This is a genomic window from Paenibacillus sp. FSL M7-0656 (assembly GCF_038003225.1).
GTDB classification, from domain to species: Bacteria; Bacillota; Bacilli; order Paenibacillales; family Paenibacillaceae; genus Paenibacillus; species Paenibacillus amylolyticus.
Window position 1 is genome coordinate 5,568,781 of the sequence record NZ_JBBOOT010000001.1, and the last position, 17,415, is coordinate 5,586,195.

The window sequence follows — 17,415 nt, forward strand, 5'->3', positions numbered from 1 at the left end:
TGCTCAGGGCGTGTCTAAAACTCTGAAGGAAGCAGGTTTTGCCGAATTTTTGTTCCAAGCAAGGAAGTTCTCCGCAGGCGTGCCGGGGCACGTCTAGGGAAAGTGACACAGCAGGGGGCGAAAAGACGGTTAAAGATGCACTTCAGCGAGTTTTCAGACACGACCTAGATATAATATCCTATGACATGACTGGGACGGGGGCGTGGACAGCCGCCTTTCCTCTGCAGCCCTGACACGCCTATTTCCACGAAGATCATCGAACCTTCCTGTCTTGACGCCTGTACATTCGTGCTCTGGAATCCGCAAAAGTCATAAATGAAGTGGCAGATGCCCATATGGAAGCATATGATGCCGGAGACGAACGTTAGAGGAAGGAGCAAGCTGCATGAGTAAAAATGGCAAAAAGAAGGTTCCGACGCCGAAACTGCGGCATGTGAGCCCGAAATACAAGGAATTGGAACTGACTGATCGCCGGGCAGACAAGATGAACTCAGGTTTCACTGTGAATAGGGAAGAACGCTTGAATACAAATAAAAGGGATTCGAGAGCTGTTCAGGAGTCGGAAGAATTCCTATTCGACTCAATGGAGTTACCTGCTTCAACAAACGAGCTGGAAGAGTTGGAGATCGAAGCCGAAATCAAGCCGGAACCCGTAGAGTCTGATAGCAAGGAAATCGAGACAGAAGATATCTCGGATAAGCAGATTCAGGTTAGCAGTGTGGCTCCGCTTGTTCTGGAAGAAGAGGTGGGTATCATCAAGCAAGAAACAACAAACAAGGACCGGCTACAGATCCTGAACCAGAACCAGATGCCGGGTCATACCGGACATTACATCTACACGGACGACTTGAGTGAATTTGCTGTTACGGAGAGCAAATTGGCTCCTTTCTCTGTAGATGCCTCCAAGCTGAAACCGGATGCGGTCGGCAGTGAAGCATTGCAGGATTATGCGGTGACCAGTATTCACATTGCAGACGGGGCCATTGTTTCAGCGAAACTTGCGGAAGCGTCTGTATCTGAGGAGCACCTGATTGACGGTTCTGTGTCTGGTCACAAAATACGAAATGCTTCGATTGCAGGCGAGAAAATCAGAGATGGCAGTATTACTTCTCAGAAGCTTGGCAACCAGGCCATCGATTCGGCCAAAATTGCCGACGGTTCTATCAGCACAAGACATCTCAGCCGCATGCTGGTAACGGAAGAATTAATCAAGAATCATGCCGTAACTGGAGACAAGATCGCGATTAGCGGGGTGGATACAAGGCATCTCACGGGAGGAGCTGTGAATACCTCCAAACTGGCTGACGATGCAGTGACTACAACCAAAATTCGTGAAGCTGCTGTCACAGGCAGCAAAATCGAAGAACACTCCATCGAGTCTCACCATATTCAGGCAGGTGCTGTTAAACAGACACATCTGGCAGAAGGGTCTGTCGGTCGTTCACAACTATTAAATGGCAGTATTGGAAGTGACCAGATAGAGGATGGATCCATACAAACAAGACATTTAGCTGAGGGTTCACTAACGGGAAGACATCTGCTGGACGGTTCAATCGGATCAAGTCAGATTCGAGCTCATTCCGTTGGCAAGGAGCAGATTGGTAATGGAGAAGTGGGCAGTGAGCATTTGACAGAAGGTGCAGTAACCAGTAGCAAACTGGCAGACCAGTCTGTTGGAACAGCAAAATTGCTGGAACAGTCCATTACGGCATCCAAGATCTCTGATCAGAGCGTCATTTCTTCCAAAATTGCGGATGAAGCCGTACAGGGTAAACATCTTGCCAAAGGGTCCATTCGTGCGGAACACATTGCAAATCGGGGAATTACGCCGGTACATGTGGACAATTCCGCAATTCACTCTATTCACATTGCAAGTGGAAGCATCGAGGCAGCTCATCTATCTGCCGGAAGTGTGTCCGGAGACGCTCTTGCAGACGACGTGGTGTGTGAGCGGCATCTTGCAGAGTCGGCCGTGGGTACGTATGAATTGCAGGATGCTGCCGTTACAGACGTTAAACTCGCGGATGGAAGTGTGACAACAGAAAAGCTTGGAACGGCATCGGTGAGTAGCAGAGCGCTTGCCCCGGGAAGTGTTATATCCTCGCATCTTGCGAGTGGTGGAGTCACAGGGACACATCTGGCTCCAGGCAGCGTGGGTTCCGAGGCCCTGAGACCTTATGCAGTGAAATCGGAACACTTGACAGAACATGCTGTAGGTGTACCTCATCTTCAGCCGGGCAGTGTTGAAACGGATGCGATTGCACGGGCTGCGGTCACAACAGACAAATTGGCTATTGATAGTGTAACTTCAGCCCAGCTGGCTGGCGGGTCCATTTTTCCGCCTCATCTAACAGATCATGCGGTTACCTCCCCCAAGCTCTCACCAGAAAGTGTTGCCACAGATAAACTGGCGGATTTTGCTGTCACGTCAGCTAAACTGGCAGACGGCAGCGTGACTTCTTCCAAGATTATGGCAGAGAGTATTAACGCCAAACATATTCCAGCAGGAACCATTCGCGGATATCACTTGAAGCAGCATGCCGTTTCCCTGGAACATTTGTCGGAAGAAATACGCTCGCCGGAATTATTTGCTGATGGCAGTATTACCGGCAACAAACTTCAACATGGCTCCATAAGTGCGGACCATTTGACAGCAGACTCGGTATCCGGGACAGAACTGCAACAGGCTGCTGTAGGTAGCGAGCACTTGCAGCCATCCGTTGTACAATCCGTCCATCTGGCTGAAGGCAGCGTGAAATCTGACCATTTGGGGACTCAAGTAGTGAGCTCACAGCATCTGAAGCCAGACATCATTCATGAGGAGCATATTGCTGAACAGGTGGTAACATCGCATCACTTGGCACCCGGATCTGTCGAAACAGACCATCTGGCACCTTTATCCATTACAGCGGCCCACCTTCAGCCAGGTTTGATCAGTGGTTTGCATCTTCAGGCAGAGTCGACAAGTGCTGTTCACCTACAGCAAGGAGCTGTGCATTCCCGTCATATTCAAGATGGTGAAATTCTTCCTCATCATATCCATGAACGCAGCATCGGAACATCTCATCTGGAAGAAGAAGCGGTAAGTACGATTATTTTGCAGGATGAATCTGTAACACGCTCCAAACTAGCAACGGGTAGTGTGGATGGCAGCAAATTAGCCGCAGAAAGCGTATCGGCTACTCACCTTGCCAATGAAAGTGTGCACACCCGTCATATCCAAGAAGGCGCAATCCTTGCTGATCATATTCAAGAGTGCAGTATTGGCTCAGTTCATCTGGATGAGGAGTCTGTAAGTGCAGTTCATTTGCAAAATGGATCTGTAACAAGTGCCAAACTGGCGGATGGCAGTATCAACGGCAGCAAATTGCTTGAAGGAACCGTATCGGGGGTTCATATTGCATCCGAAAGTGTGCAAACCGGGCATATTCAGGCTGGGGCCATTCATGCTGACCATATTCAGGAGCGGAGCATCGGCACAACCCATCTGGAGGAGGAAGCAGTAAGTGCGATTCACCTGCAAAATGGATCTGTCATCAGTGCCAAACTGGCTGACGGCAGTGTAACCGGCAGCAAGTTGATCGAAGATGCGGTGTCGGGAATCCATATCGCTTCTGAAAGTGTGCAATCCCGCCATATCCAGGCAGGAGTAATCCTTGCTGACCATATTCAGGAACACAGCATTGGCATGCTTCACTTGGAACAGGAAGCAGTAAGTGCCATTCATCTGCAAAATGGATCTGTAACAAGTACCAAGTTGGCCGACGGCAGTGTAACCGGCAGCAAGTTGCTCGAAGGAGCAGTATCAGATATCCACATTGCAGACGATAGTGTGCAATCCAGTAAGATTCAGGCAGGAGCCATTCATGCTGATCATATTCAAGAGCGGAGCATTGGCACAGCACATTTGGAAGAGGAGTCTGTAAGTGCCATTCATTTGCAAAATGGATCTGTAACGAGTGCCAAACTGGCGGATGGCAGTATAACTGGCAGCAAGTTACTCGAAGGTACGGTATCCGGGATTCATATCGCATCGGAAAGTGTGCAATCCGGGCATATTCAGGCAGGAGCTATTCATGCTGGTCATATTCAGGAGCGAAGCATAGGCACAGCCCATCTGGAAGAGGAAGCCGTAAGTGCGGTTCATCTGCAAAATGGGTCCGTAACAAGTGCCAAATTGGCTGACAGTAGCATTAGTGGCAGCAAATTGCTCGAAGATACTGTATTGGGGAGCCATATCGCGTCGGAAAGTGTGCAAACTCGCCATATCCAGGCAGGAGCGATCCTTGCTGATCATATTCAGGAGCACAGCATTGGTACGTTCCATCTGGAAGAGGAAGCAATAAGTGCGGTTCATCTGCAAAATGAATCTGTAACGAGTGCCAAACTGGCGGATGGCAGTGTGAGCAGCAACAAACTGCTTGAAGATGCGGTGTCGGATGTCCATATTGCCAATGGAAGTGTGCAATCGCGTCATATCCAAGAGAAAGCCATACATGCTGACCATATTCAAGAGCGAAGCATTGGAATCTCCCACCTCAAAGCCGAATCGGTAAGTTCGATTCATCTGCACAATGGTTCCATAACAAGTGCCAAAATGGCTGACGGCAGTGTAAACGGTAATAAATTGCTTGAAGGTGCGGTATCGGCTATCCACATAGCCGACAAAAGTGTGCAAACACGTCATATCCAGGATGGAACCATTCATGCTGATCATATTCAAGAACGCAGTATTCGCACAACTCATCTGGAAGAGGAAGCAGTAAGCGGGGTTCATCTGCAAAATGGGTCCGTCACCAGTGCCAAATTGGCCGATGGCAGCGTGAACGGCAGCAAGCTGAGTGAGCAGAGTATTACCTCTAATCATTTGAATGCGGGGATTGTAGGTCCAGCGCATCTGAGCGAAGAGATATGGAATGCGATCCGTCAGTTCAGTGGAGAAACGCTGGAGCAACTGGCAGCTATCAAAAGACAAGAGGGATTGCTTCAACCAGAAAATGAAGGTGTACAGCAATCACAGCAGGTAATCGTCGAGGCAATACCGAGTGCTGGTCTGGAGCAACAACAAGAACTGATATCCGAAACAGATCAGCTTGGCGAACTACCGGCAGCTTTGTTCACGACAGAGCCGGCAGAACAGGCTCAGCAACCACAGCTTGAACAGTCACAGGAGATCGCTGGAACTACGGAGTTTATGTTAAGTGAACAATCGATTAAACAGGAGCATCTGTGTGATGATGCCGTGGGCAGCAACCAGTTGCAATCGGGGGCAGTTCAAGCCAAACATCTGGCCTTCCAGCCCGTTCGCAGCGTAAGCAAACAACCGGTTGTACAACAATTCGGAATGGAAGCTTTTGTACTGCCAGAGAGTGAAGTATGCACAGAGGTAACTGTTGTTTTTGAAGAATCATTTGCTTCAGAACATTATGTGATTGTGGGCATGAGTAATGATCGGGGATTCCAGATTTCCTTGCTCTCGCAGAGTGAGGATGAAGCGGTACTTGAAGTGTCACGTACAGCAGATTGCAAGCATACGTACGGATTGTTGTCATGGATTGCTGCGGGACCTTCGCAAGGATAGTGCAGGATTGTATCCGTAATAAACAAATGACAAAAGCGGTGTCCAGAGTTGTCCGGGACACCGCTTTTGATTGATATCAGCTTAATCCGTTCGGACGGTGAGGGGTGTCTGAACGTTTTGTTACCATTAGGATGAGTACATTATAAGTTCAACTACAATAAAATAAGATTTTACAGGCCTACAGCTTGATACGCTTTGGTAATAGCAGTAGCTTCAGCGGAAGTTGCTCCGTACAGATCTTTGGCTGCTTGAATGGTAGCTGTTTTGGCAGCGGCAAATTTGGACGTTGGTGTCAGGTAGTTCACCAGTGTGCTGTAGAAAATCTGGATCGCTTTATCCCGGCCGATTCCGGTAACAGTCACACCATTATGTGTTCCGCCTTGAGCAGCAAGGAAATAGGCTTTATTGATGATACCACTGTTGATATGGACACCGCCGTTGTCCTGTGAGCCTGTGTAGCGATCGCTGTATTTGTCAGGTTGACCATACAATGTAGGGTTGGAGAGGGAGCGCAGCGCATCTCCTGGAGTGTTAGGTGTGTAGATATCATCACCGAGCAGCCAGTTTTTGCTTTGGATCGTATTACCGAAAATATCGGCAAAGGCTTCATTGAGTGCGCCTGGTTCATTGCGATATTCCAGATTGGCTGTATATTCAATAACACCATGCGTCAATTCATGACCCACAACATCCAGATCACCAGACAGGGATCGGAACATCGTTCCATCTCCGTCACCAAAGACAATCTGTGCCCCGTTCCAGAAGGCGTTATTGTAATTGGAGCCGTAGTGCACGGTTGATCTGATCAACAATCCGTTACCATTAATACCGTTACGGTTGAATTTGTTTTTGTAGAAATCATACGTAGCAGCGGCATGAGCATGAGCATCTACACCTGCACGATCGGTCCATACATTATCCGAATCTGTAAGCAAGCTACCAGGCAGTGAGGAGCCATTGTTTGCCGTATACGTTTGGATGCCATTGCCACGAGTGGTGTCTTTCAGTTGGAAGGTGCTGCCGGATTGGGTGGTTGTCAGGGTTTTGGTATCACCGAGTACACCTGTACCTGTTCCAGTAGCGAAGTTAATGAGGTCAAACTGGGATACGATACTGCCATCCACTGCGTTAATGAAATATTTGGTCCGTAGAGGGGCAGGTTCCAGTACGTTTACTTCCGTAATGTAAACCAGATATGTCTGACCATCTTCTTCATGATGATAGATGTTCAATTCAGCTTGAGGCGTGATTTCCGCGGCACCAAGCTCTCCAATCCGGGAGGTTGCTTCTTCGGTTGCAATCTGGATCGCGTCTTCTCCGCTGATCTCGGCTACACCATCATTCGGAATGGCCTGCTCTTCAATCGGTGGAAGATCGCCAAGTGCGGAGCTCACGGCTCCGGTTTTGTCCAGGTGGACCGTCTGTTCTGCACCATAAACCGGGATACCTTTAATATACTGTTTCAGGCGGAAGTGTCTTACGCCAGATGTATCTGTGTTTCTTTTGACAATTTTGAGCTGGGATTTCACATCGGAATTCAGAAATTGTTCCTGCTGTCCAAGATAATTAAAGATAGTGTCATCTGTTCCACTGTTCAATGGAATACCCTCCTCAGAGGCATAAGGGGCCTGAAGTGGAATGGATTGATCAGACACTGGAGCTGCAGTAGCAGAGGATACGGAAGCGAGCAAAAGAGCTCCTCCAAGAATTGTTGGCATAACTTTGGCAAATTTCATAGTAAACTCTCCCATTCTTAAACTTATTTTTGGTTGGAAAATGTTCATGCCAGTCTCGGTTGGAATTCCGTCTGCAACTTGGGCAGCGCGGAGCGTGGGGCTAGACCTGAAGCGTGGAATGAGACAAGAAACGATTGGAACAAAATCGGCTTGGCCTTAGCTCGGGAAGTGTTAAGCACGACACCAAACAAAAAGGATAACCGTTTATTCAGTTCAACCCGAAGGTTGAATCGTCTATTGTGTTCCTCTTTCAGAAAGCCGGGGGTTGTCCAATTGCGCAGGTAGAAGATACGTTCACGGAAAACTGGGGTGTTCAATCCGGGTTTGCGTAAATGACAAAGGCAGTATGTTCTGAACGGCATCACTCCTCTCAAGAGTAGAATGTATCTGCTTAACAAGATCTGTGAATGAGGTCATAATCTAATCAACCTAAGGTCAATAAATTGATTTAAAAAATATAGGGGAACTTATGTTCACCACAAGGTTATTTTTGTAAATAAAACTGCTTGGAACGTATATTATCACAATGTAAAACTTTGGAAAAGATACAATTTTAGATTTTTGTTAAATTTGTGTCTGAAGTAGGGGAGAGGTAGCGTTTTTCACATATTTTGACGTATTTTGTCTAAAAGCAAGGCCTGTACCCTCGTGTTCACAGGGAGAACCTGCTTAGTGCAAGGACAAACGCCGTTTCCACTGCTCCACGAATACATAGAATAACGTGTACTCCCTTGGCATGCCGATGATCGAATGCGGGAGGTGAAACTGTTGCGCAAAACCCGTACCACAGCACGTTATGCAACCCGAACCAATGTGACACGAAGAAAAACAGTGCTGAAGAAACGAAGATGGAAGTCTGGACACAAAAAGGGTACAAAGGCCTATACGTTCGTTATTCCATCCAAACAGCTGATGTCACAGGCTAAGGATGGAGTAGAGAATGGAGCGGAAAATGGCATGAGTGATGCTCCTTCACACAGGGGGGGGTCTCAGCGACCGATGCTCTCGGTCATTATCCCTGCTATGAATGAGGAGAAAAGGATTGGTGCAGTTGTCCGTGAAGCGCTGCGGATATGCCGTGATGCTGAAGTGCTTGTCATTGTGAATGGTTCTACAGACGGTACGGCTAACGCAGCCAAACGGGCTGGAGCACGAGTGCTCACGTATGCCGAAGCACTGGGGCATGATGGAGGACGAAAAGTAGGCGCAGCGGAGGCGCGCGGTCAGGTATTGTTATTTACTGATGCAGATATCGCAATTCCCGCAGAGCACCTTGCACCTTACGTGAAGGCTGTGCTGAAGGGAACGGATGTGGCGCTTAACGACTACCATGGGCCGGTCACTCATCATCCCGTTCATCCGGTAGTGGAGGCCAAACACATGTTGAACAGCATACTCGCAAGATCCGATCTCCGGGGGGCATCCATGACAGCAATTCCACATGCAATAAGCCGAAAAGGGCTTGAGGTCATGGGGATATCCTCACTGGAAGTTCCGCCACTCGCACAAGCGAAGGCAGTGATCGGCGGACTTCGGGTACGCGCTGTTCATCACGTACCTGTGGGTAGAATGAATGCAGTACGAATCAAGAAGCGAAGAGGACCTGATCCGCTCAGTCAAGTGGTACTGAATGATCATATGGCAGCGATTAAGTGGATTACGGATACGCTCGGTCCCCGCGGAGGTTATACCGATCTGCAACGTGTTCGCAACCTGGCGAGGTAAGCATGTCGCATCGGATGATGCAACATGCTGGAGGTGAGGAAATGAAGGGACGTTCAGGGGTTGTCCGCCGCAGGCGGACAACAAGTAGACAAATGACAGCAGGAAGAACAGTAATGAACAAGCGTCATAGGAACAAGAAACATGTAGATATTCAAAAAAAAAGAAGAAGCCGAGCAAAGTCTGGCCAAGTAGATCTACACTTGATGTGGAAAGCGGGGCAAGTTGCAGGAAGGGAGGCAAAGGCGAACAACACACTATCAGAAGAACATGCACGTCTCGTATGGAATGCACACGCGGTGAACGTTGCGGAGCTAAGCAACTTCGAGCTAGCTCTGAAGGCAGGTAAGGCATTTATGCAAGGTTATGCTCAGGCCTCGGGGCATTCATTCCAGATCGTGCCTCTACCTCTTCGTCATTCGGCTGTTGCTGTTGTCTGTGCCTGTAATGAGGAACACACACTGGGGCAGGTGTTATTGCAACTAAAGCGGTTGCCTCTGACGGATATTATTGTGGTACTGAATGGAACGACAGATGACAGTTTGAAGCAGGTACTAAGGCAGCCGGGACTTACAGTAATCTATGAACCGGATCGGGCAGGACATGATGTGGGCCGGGCACTTGGAGCCAAGATGACGGATGCGGAGACGGTACTTTTTGTGGATGGGGATATGGTCGTCTCGGCTGAACAGCTTGCACCCTTTCTGTTCGCGGTTGATCGGGGACAGGATGTGGCGTTGAATAATCTGACGTCTTTGCTGCCTGCGTTTGCAGGCCAGGATGAGGTAAGCCGGATCAAAGCATATCTGAACCGGACATTAGGCAGGGCAGATCTTGGTTCCAATTCCATGACAGCCGTGCCTCATGCATTGTCTCGTCGTATGATTCAGACCGTGAAGTCAGCATCACTGGCCGTTCCACCTAAGGCACAAAGTCTAGCTATTCAGCATGGAATGAACGTCTCGGCACCAAGTCAGGTGGATGTTATTCGTTCCAATCGGTTGCGTCCTGGTAACACGGGAAGTGGGAATGATGTCGCCAAATTGATCATCGGAGATCATCTGGAGGCACTGGCTACATTGCTGGGTACAGGTTGGAATCCAGCCCAAGCACATACACTCTCCCGTGTAGAAGTCGCTTACAGGAGGAACGCCTAATGACACTGACGAGTATGATTATCCCAACTTACAATGGGCTGGATCTGATCAGGCCCTGCATCGATGCCATACGTCAATACTCGGGCGATCCTGCGTTATATGAAATTATCGTGGTAGATAACGGTTCGACGGATGGAACGGCTGAATATTGTGCGCTGGAGCGAATTCGATTTGTAAGGTTCCCGGACAATCGGGGGTTTCCGGCAGCGTGTAACGCTGGACTTCGTGCAGCTTGCGGGGATGAGTTGTTGCTGTTGAACAATGATGTTACGGTCACGCCCCGTTGGCTGGAGAACCTGCGAACGGCTCTGTACAGTGACGCAAGTATTGGGATCACGGGTCCTGTTACGAATTATGCAAGCGGCATCCAGCAGATTAAATTGCAGTTTCGGGACATGGAACATTTTCAGGAGTTGGCCAATTCCAATAATGTTGCGGATTCTTCAAGGTGGAGGGAAGTACGCCGGATCGTCGGTCTGTGCATGCTGATGAAACGAGATGTCGTGGAATCAGTTGGGCTGCTTGACGAGGCATATTCTCCGGGACACTATGAGGATGACGATTATTGTTATAGAGCAAGATTGCAGGGATATCGCCTGCTGGTATGTGGAGATGTTCTCGTGCATCATCAGGGAAGTGCCAGCTTCCAGAAGACAGATCCGGTAGCGTGGAAACAGCTGCTTGAGCGTAATCGTTCGATTTTTATGAACAAATGGCATGTCGATCCGCTTGAATATATGGACATATCCGATGAAGGAGGGAACGTGGAATGAAAGGTGTAATTCTTGCCGGCGGAACAGGAACTAGACTGTATCCGCTGACCCGGCTCATTAACAAACATCTGCTTCCAGTCGGTAAACATCCGATGATTATGTATGGCATCGACAGGCTCCGTCAGGCAGGCATTGATGAACTATTGATTGTGATCAACAAACATTCCGCCGGGTTATATACAGAGTATCTTGGTGGGGGAGCGGATCATGGGGTCAAGTTGACTTATCGCATTCAGGAAAAGGCAGGCGGGATTGCGGAAGCGTTGGATCTGGCGACCACATTTATCCTTCCTGGCGAAAAATTCGTTGTGCTTCTCGGTGATAATCTCTTCAGCGATGATCTGAAGCCTTATGTGGATCGTTACATGCAGCAACCTGCTGGTACAGCGCGAGTACTGCTCAAAGAGGTGGATGATGCACGACGTTACGGGGTGCCTGTTTTTGATCCAAAGCATCCAGAGCAAATCTCGTACATTGAGGAGAAGCCAAGCCAGCCGAAAACCTCTTATTGTGTGACGGGCATATACATGTATGACGATCATGTATTTAACCTGATTCGCAACATTGCGCCGTCTGCGCGTGGAGAACTTGAAATTACGGATGTGAATAATTACTACGCGTCTGCTGGCGGACTGGAATACGACATTTTGCAGAAATACTGGAGTGATGCAGGTACATTTGAATCGCTCCAGGAAGCAGCTGTCCGTATGAAAGGACAATTGCCCTAAAATATATGCGACTGATGCTGCCGCTGTGCGGTGCCCCATGGGAGCAGAACACTCTGCGCCGGAGCTGGAAGGATGCTCCGGCGCTTTGCGCAGCGACAATCCTCGTGCATGCCAAAGGAGGGAATGGCGTGAGAGTAGTGACACGCACCGGGGCCGCTAGGGTCTCCGTGTCGGGTAAACCCCGGGGCATCCACCCGGCCGTATTTATGGGCAGTGGCACTCCGGCATCAGCAGATACAGGGTCTGCTGGAGTCAGAGGTGTGAAGTCAGGGAAACGTAGTACCCCGACTAAAGCGGGTACATCTGCCGGCGCAGCGCATAAGGCTGCTGCAAGGAAAGCGAGCAGCACAGGCAGTGCTGTTGGCAGAGCAGGCAAAGCTGGCCGTGCGAGCGCGAACAAAGCGGCAAGAGCTAGCCGCACCGGCAAAGCAGGCCTGCGCCGGGCCACTGCTGGGCGCAGGCCTGCATCCGCGCGGGGCCGGCGTGCCGCTGCCCGCGCCAAGCAGCGCACGGCGATGCGCCGTGCGCCCATGCCAGCACCGCAAGCCAGCACGCCACAGGCGATGCCTGCCAGCGGTGCTGGCCCCGCCCCGCGCCAGGCGACACACCCGAAGGGTGTCGCCCCCGCGGGGCGGGGAGGCGCTGCCGGCGCGAAGGCGGGCAGCGCGAAGGGCTTGCCGCCTCCGCCCGCGGAGCACGCAGTGCAGGCGGAGGCCGTGCCCGGCGGCTACGCCGAGGGCTACCGCGACGGCGTATTCGCCGGCGGGGAGGCGCTGGTGGCGCAGCACATCCCGCCGGATCACATTCTGCCTGCCGTGGCGGCGGCAGATCTGATCGCGGCGGGATTCCGCCAATACGCGCCCAGCCTGGCCCGGCTGTCCAGCCCTCATGAGATGGCTGGACACATCACGGCGGCGCTGGATGCGCAGCGCCCATTGTCTGTCGTTCGCCTCGGAGATGGCGAACTGCTCACGCTGGCAGCCGATACGGTGCTGCCAGGCCACGAAGTACAGGAGCTGGCACCGTTTCTGCCCTATGCAGGGGTGCCATGCTCAACCCCCGACATCCGCGCGATGCTTGCGGAAGCCATACAGGCCGCCGACTGGGTTGGCGTGCCGATCTCACGAGCGCCGACATTCCAGGGGCTGTTATTCCCGGTATTGCGCCACTTCGGGATTGACTGGTCCCGGCTGAAATTGACCAGTTCCACGATCAATTACAGTCTGCATCAGTCCGGTCTGGTGTTGCCCTTGCTGCAAGGACGGCGGGTTCTGCTCATAGGCAGCCAGGCACCAGAGCTTGCGGCACTGCTGCATAACCGGGGGATTCATGTCACAGGTATCATTGGTTCTGTGGCGGGAGTTATGGATATTCCGAGGGTGATGCAGCAAACCTCAGAACATGCTTTTGATATCGCGTTGGTGGCGGCGGGAATTCCGGCGGTCATTCTGTGTCGGCGAATTGCAGGTGAACTCGGCAAGGTTGCTCTGGACTTTGGACATTTGGCTGACAAACTGGTAACAGGAGAGCTTCAACTCTAGTGGACGTCCGGGGGCTGGTTATGTGCGTGTTAGCCTCACGGACAAGTGGAAATGGAGGGAGCAACATGAGCACACCCGATCAACAGCGCGGGGAAGAACGTCATAGCCGTAGCAACAAGGTTAAGGCTCGAAACGTAGTCCGTCGAAAGGGTCACAGTCATCTGAACATCATTCCAAATATCAGCACTCGCAGTGAGAACAGCCGCAGTGAGAACAGCCGCAGTGAAACCAGCAGGAATGGCAGCATAAGCAACGAAAAAAAAGCGGCCCGCCGTGCCACACAAAACGATGTCTCGCGATCTGACATGGCAGTCCTGCATGCAGCAGGTCGTCGCTCAATACGGAAATCCAGACGTAAAGGCAAAAGCAGGCGCACACCCAAAGGCGCCAGGCTCTACAAACAGGGGTATACCAGAGGATACAACGAAGGTGTCCGCCAGGGACAGAGCTCGTTTGGTCTTGTTTTTGAAGGAGTTAGCATCATTATCCCCACGTACAATCAGCGGGAGTATGTGCTGCAATGTGTGTCCAGTATCGAGAAGCATACCCCTGCTCCCTTCGAGATCATTGTCGTGGATAATGCCTCCAAGGATGGAACTGCCGAGGCGATGCTCCGCAAAGGCGGCATGGTGAGGGTGGCTGCCCTGGATAAGAACCGGGGGTTTGCCGGAGGTGTCAATCATGGACTGATGATGGCGAGAGGACGACATATCATCGTGCTGAACAACGATACGCTCGTTACTCCGGGCTGGCTGGATAACATGATGACTTGTCTTGCCAGTGATCCGAAGATTGGTGTGGTGGGCCCGGTGACCAACTATATTGGCGGGGATCAGCAGATTCAGGTTCCGTACCGTGAGGTAGAAGAGATGTGGTCTTTTGCCGCCACACATAATCGTCCGGATGCAGACAAACATCGAATAACCGATCGCTTGGTCGGATTCTGCTGGTTGTTCTCACGGGAGCTGCTGGAACGGGTAGGTTATCTTGACGAAGGGTACGCGGTGGGCAATTTCGAAGATGATGACTGGATCATCCGGGTGAAGCTGGCAGGATACCAACTTGCGGTAGCCGGGGATGCTTTTATCCACCACTTCGGAAGTGTCAGTATGAAAGCCTTGGGTGAGCAAGACTTTGCTGTAGTGAATAAGGATAACGAGCAGTTTTATAGCCAAAAGTGGGGAGATCCCCATGCGCTGGTTGCCGAAACCTCCCGCTTGGCTAGACAACAAACCTCTGGTACCCCATCCGGTCAACAAGAGGAGGGTGACACAAACCCAATGGATCCGCGTCAGCGAATCTCAACGCAGGGCAGCCAAGATCCAGCATTACAGTTCAGACACAGTTATGACTTCTACCCGGAAGGTTCGTTCCTGTCCGATGCCAAAGGAGAGGTCTATACTTTAACTGGCGGTCGGCGGCGTAAGTTGAACATCCCTGTACCGCGTGGAATATCTCCTGTTCAGGTTGCCAAACCGGACCTGCTCGCCATTCCTGCCGGAGAAGCACTGATATCAGCGGGGGACGTGCAAAGATGGCCGAGGGAATCACAACAGGTGCATACGACAGCGGTTCATGGTTCTCCCCATGGATGGGCAGAAGGAAGTATTATTGCCGCAGTGGATGCACCCGAGATTCGATATCAGATCAGTGGAGACAAGCGGAGACGATTTGTATCGGTCTATGCGGCAGAACGTTGGGGTGTACATTCTGGGCATATTATCAGCGTGTCTGCGGACCAACTGAATTCGATGGAAGAAGGCTGGCCCATTATCGCCCCACCTCAGCTCTTGAACCCAGATCTGTAATGTCAGGCGATCTGTTTATCCAGATTAGCAGTATGATGCGGAATGGAAAATGTAGCGGTACCCTGTGTAATCGCTCTGATTCATTCCGCGTCCGAATATTACATATGAGTTGTTAGCTAGACTACTGAAGCAGAGCGATTCATTCCTGTAAAATAAGCCATCTTTCAAATTTATAATTTAATCTTTCTATTTGGTTATAGGTTTATTCTATTAGCAGATCCATTGACGTAGGAAGGGCACGGGAGTACATTTAGAGCCATAATTCTTATTTAACAGATGGGAATTGAAGGTCTAGGTCGTTCATAGTTAATCGCCCAGATCTTGATCTTAAAAACAATCAGGAGGTATGTCGATGTCATCATCAACCAAAAAAGTCGTGCTGTGGAGCAAAACAGGCTGTCATTTCTGCGGGGAAGTGAAAGCATTTCTGACAGAGCGAAACCAGCCTTTTGAGAACATTGAAGTGCAGGGTAATGACGTGCTGCGTGATGTGCTTGAAGCAAAATATGGCATTCGGCATGTACCCGTTATTGAAGTGGGAGGGGACGGCAAGTTTGAAGCCTTGCTGGAACCTGATCTGGAGAAGCTGGCTGAACTTCTGGCACGAGCGGACGAAGCGACAGCAGTCTAACGGGAGTTGATATATACCTTTGGAGCAAGTTGTTCCGGTTGCTGCATGATGCAAGATCGCATTTGTACAGCAGCTGGAACGTTCATAAGTTATGGCTTATTTGGGATGTAAATGGTCTTATTTACATCTTCAATGTTCATATAGAAAAAATCTATTAGTCACGCTGTTGACCCTTTAACGGGGCAGTGATAAGATTTGTGAAATTAAAACAAACCAAACTCATAGGAATAGTTAACTTTTAAGTTATTTCGCATACGTAATCAGTTCAGTTGGCCCTTGATCATTCTTTTGAAGATTCTAATCCAAGGAAGGCGGAGTGCATATGACAGCGAAACGCAGTTTGAAATTTGGAGCCATTATTCATGGGGTTGGAGGAAGCAACACCACATGGAGACACCCGGAGGTTCTGTCGGATGCCAGCGTTAACTTTGGATTCTACAAACGTCAGGCACTGAAAGCGGAGGAAGGCAAGTTCGATCTGGTCTTTATCGCAGACGGTCTGTATATTACCGAGAAATCCATTCCGCATTTCCTCAATCGCTTCGAACCAATCAGTATCCTCTCCGCTTTGGCTGCCGTTACTTCACATATTGGACTGGTAGGCACCCTCTCGACATCCTATAGTGATCCGTTCACCGTAGCCAGACAGTTCGGTTCCCTCGATCAGATCAGTGATGGCCGTGCAGGCTGGAACGTCGTGACTTCTCCGCTGGAAGGTACAGCGAAGAACTATAGCAAGAGCAGTCACCCTTCGCATCCAGAACGTTATCGCATTGCCGCGGAATATTTACAGGTAACCAAAGGGTTGTGGGACTCTTGGGAAGATGATGCCTTTGTAAGAGACAAAGAGAGCGGTGTATTCTTCGATCCATCCAAGCTGCACACGCTTAATCATGAAGGAGAGTTTTTCTCCGTACAAGGTCCGCTCAATATTGCCCGTTCACGGCAAGGACAGCCGGTGATTTTCCAGGCAGGTTCATCGGAAGATGGCAAAACGCTGGCGGCGCAAGAAGCGGATGCTGTCTTTACTGGACACGATACGATTGAAGATGCACAGGCATTCTATAAAGATGTCAAAACACGGGCGGCTTCCTATGGACGTTCTGCACAGGATATTGTTATTCTGCCAGGCATCAATCCTATTGTTGGACGGACGGAAGAGGAAGCTGAACAGAAATATCAGGAGATCGCAAGTCTGGTTACCATTGATAAAGCGCTGGATTATCTGGGACGTTTCTTCGAACACCATGATTTTTCCCAATATCCGCTGGATGAACCGTTCCCGGAGCTGAATGGCATTGGAAGCAACAGTTTCCGCAGTGGAACCGACAAGATCAAGAAGGATGCCAAAGAGCAAGGATTGAGCTTGCGTGAAGTGGCTCTGCGGGCAGCAACACCACGCAGCAAATTCTTGGGCACACCGGAGCAGGTCGCTGACAAGATTCAGGAATGGTTTGAGACGGAAGCGGCGGATGGTTTCATTATTGCTTCGGAGCTGCCAAGTGGATTGTCTGATTTTGTGGAACTGGTTGTTCCGATTCTGCAAGAACGCGGCCTGTATCGTACGGACTATGAACACGATACATTGCGAGGTAACCTTGGGGTACAGATTCCGGTTAACCGTTATACGGCTGCGAAGAAGCAAGTTGTATCTGATTTGGCATAACGGATAGGGAGCGAACGAGCATTTGATTTTGTCTGTTGTGTTCTCCAAACGGTAATAAAGTAATTACTACGT

11 protein-coding genes are annotated in these 17,415 nt (G+C 50.2%); 9 read left to right on the forward strand and 2 right to left on the reverse strand.

The annotated features are described in order from the left end of the window. The first annotated feature begins 385 nt into the window (after window positions 1–385). A complete protein-coding gene (locus MHI01_RS24530) occupies window positions 386–5,581 on the forward strand; it encodes a WIAG-tail domain (RefSeq protein WP_340984311.1) in 5,196 nt (1,731 codons plus the stop codon). 170 nt (window positions 5,582–5,751) lie between these two features. On the opposite strand, the gene MHI01_RS24535 is transcribed toward MHI01_RS24530, so the two are convergent. Beyond that, window positions 5,752–7,317 carry a M4 family metallopeptidase gene (locus MHI01_RS24535; protein WP_036673412.1) on the reverse strand — a complete coding sequence of 522 codons (1,566 nt, stop codon included), beginning with the start codon at window positions 7,315–7,317 and terminating at the stop codon, window positions 5,752–5,754. Between the two features lie 44 nt (window positions 7,318–7,361). Then, window positions 7,362–7,679 (reverse strand): hypothetical protein, encoded by a 318-nt coding sequence (locus tag MHI01_RS24540; protein WP_143781285.1) that lies wholly within the window; start codon window positions 7,677–7,679, stop codon window positions 7,362–7,364. A 397-nt stretch (window positions 7,680–8,076) separates the two neighbouring features. On the opposite strand from MHI01_RS24540, the gene MHI01_RS24545 reads away from it, so the two are divergent. The 8 genes from MHI01_RS24545 to MHI01_RS24580 all read left to right on the forward strand — a co-directional run bounded on the left by MHI01_RS24545 (window position 8,077) and on the right by MHI01_RS24580 (window position 17,343). Then, the gene (locus MHI01_RS24545; protein ID WP_256720139.1) at window positions 8,077–9,042 is read left to right on the forward strand and encodes a glycosyltransferase family 2 protein; all 966 of its coding nucleotides are present in this window, start codon (window positions 8,077–8,079) and stop codon (window positions 9,040–9,042) included. A 41-nt stretch (window positions 9,043–9,083) separates the two neighbouring features. Then, a complete protein-coding gene (locus MHI01_RS24550; protein WP_340984313.1) occupies window positions 9,084–10,196 on the forward strand; it encodes a glycosyltransferase family A protein in 1,113 nt (370 codons plus the stop codon). Then, the gene (locus MHI01_RS24555) at window positions 10,196–10,969 is read left to right on the forward strand and encodes a glycosyltransferase family 2 protein (RefSeq protein ID WP_036605811.1); all 774 of its coding nucleotides are present in this window, start codon (window positions 10,196–10,198) and stop codon (window positions 10,967–10,969) included. The genes MHI01_RS24550 and MHI01_RS24555 overlap by 1 nt, the downstream gene beginning before the upstream one ends. After that, window positions 10,966–11,697 (forward strand): sugar phosphate nucleotidyltransferase, encoded by a 732-nt coding sequence (locus MHI01_RS24560; RefSeq protein WP_340984314.1) that lies wholly within the window; start codon window positions 10,966–10,968, stop codon window positions 11,695–11,697. Before MHI01_RS24555 ends, MHI01_RS24560 begins: the two co-directional genes overlap by 4 nt. A gap of 893 nt (window positions 11,698–12,590) precedes the next feature. Further along, window positions 12,591–13,238 (forward strand): GT-D fold domain-containing protein, encoded by a 648-nt coding sequence (locus tag MHI01_RS24565; RefSeq protein WP_255319776.1) that lies wholly within the window; start codon window positions 12,591–12,593, stop codon window positions 13,236–13,238. Window positions 13,239–13,303: 65 nt separating this feature from the next. After that, a complete protein-coding gene (locus tag MHI01_RS24570; RefSeq protein WP_340984315.1) occupies window positions 13,304–15,046 on the forward strand; it encodes a glycosyltransferase family 2 protein in 1,743 nt (580 codons plus the stop codon). A 352-nt stretch (window positions 15,047–15,398) separates the two neighbouring features. Beyond that, window positions 15,399–15,677 (forward strand): glutaredoxin family protein, encoded by a 279-nt coding sequence (locus MHI01_RS24575; protein ID WP_340984316.1) that lies wholly within the window; start codon window positions 15,399–15,401, stop codon window positions 15,675–15,677. Between the two features lie 322 nt (window positions 15,678–15,999). Next, a complete protein-coding gene (locus MHI01_RS24580; protein WP_253503056.1) occupies window positions 16,000–17,343 on the forward strand; it encodes an LLM class flavin-dependent oxidoreductase in 1,344 nt (447 codons plus the stop codon). The last annotated feature ends 72 nt before the right edge of the window (window positions 17,344–17,415 follow it).

What these genes read in the sequence shown, in the direction of transcription:
- MHI01_RS24530 (WP_340984311.1), top strand. Translation starts at nt 386, where the DNA reads ATGAGTAAAAATGGCAAAAAGAAGGTTCCGACGCCGAAACTGCGGCAT.
- MHI01_RS24535 (WP_036673412.1), bottom strand. Translation starts at nt 7,317, where the DNA reads ATGAAATTTGCCAAAGTTATGCCAACAATTCTTGGAGGAGCTCTTTTG.
- MHI01_RS24540 (WP_143781285.1), bottom strand. Translation starts at nt 7,679, where the DNA reads ATGCCGTTCAGAACATACTGCCTTTGTCATTTACGCAAACCCGGATTG.
- MHI01_RS24550 (WP_340984313.1), top strand. Translation starts at nt 9,084, where the DNA reads ATGAAGGGACGTTCAGGGGTTGTCCGCCGCAGGCGGACAACAAGTAGA.
- MHI01_RS24555 (WP_036605811.1), top strand. Translation starts at nt 10,196, where the DNA reads ATGACACTGACGAGTATGATTATCCCAACTTACAATGGGCTGGATCTG.
- MHI01_RS24560 (WP_340984314.1), top strand. Translation starts at nt 10,966, where the DNA reads ATGAAAGGTGTAATTCTTGCCGGCGGAACAGGAACTAGACTGTATCCG.
- MHI01_RS24565 (WP_255319776.1), top strand. Translation starts at nt 12,591, where the DNA reads ATGGCTGGACACATCACGGCGGCGCTGGATGCGCAGCGCCCATTGTCT.
- MHI01_RS24570 (WP_340984315.1), top strand. Translation starts at nt 13,304, where the DNA reads ATGAGCACACCCGATCAACAGCGCGGGGAAGAACGTCATAGCCGTAGC.
- MHI01_RS24575 (WP_340984316.1), top strand. Translation starts at nt 15,399, where the DNA reads ATGTCATCATCAACCAAAAAAGTCGTGCTGTGGAGCAAAACAGGCTGT.
- MHI01_RS24580 (WP_253503056.1), top strand. Translation starts at nt 16,000, where the DNA reads ATGACAGCGAAACGCAGTTTGAAATTTGGAGCCATTATTCATGGGGTT.